This window comes from Xanthobacter autotrophicus (assembly GCF_029991245.1).
GTDB lineage: Bacteria > Pseudomonadota > Alphaproteobacteria > Rhizobiales > Xanthobacteraceae > Xanthobacter > Xanthobacter autotrophicus_C.
Genome location: NZ_JAIVFO010000358.1, coordinates 1 through 452, shown reverse-complemented (window position 1 = coordinate 452; position 452 = coordinate 1). Strand labels below are relative to the sequence as shown.

Annotated in this window: 1 protein-coding gene; it reads left to right on the top strand. The window is 68.6% G+C overall.

What is annotated here, in order from left to right:
- A partial coding sequence (locus K9U41_RS23210) for a translation initiation factor IF-2 (protein WP_282643194.1) occupies positions 1-452 on the top strand: 452 nt, incomplete at both ends.

Below are 452 nucleotides of genomic sequence, written 5' to 3'. Positions count from 1 at the left end.
CTCCCGTGGTCACCGTCATGGGCCACGTCGACCACGGCAAGACCTCGCTGCTGGACTACATCCGCCGCGCCAAGGTGGCGGCGGGCGAAGCCGGCGGCATCACGCAGCACATCGGCGCTTACCACGTCGAAACCCCGCGCGGCATGGTGTCGTTCCTCGACACCCCCGGCCACGAGGCCTTCACGGCCATGCGGGCCCGCGGTGCGCAGGCGACCGACATCGTCATCCTGGTGGTGGCCGCCGACGACGGCGTCATGCCGCAGACGAAGGAAGCCATCAAGCACGCGAAGGCCGCCAAGGTGCCGATCGTCGTGGCGATCACCAAGGCCGACAAGCCCGATGCCAACCCGGACCGCGTGAAGCAGGAACTGGTGGCCCAGGAAGTCGTGCCCGAAGAGTACGGCGGCGAATCGCCCTTCGTGCCCGTGTCCTCCAAGACCGGCATGGGCATC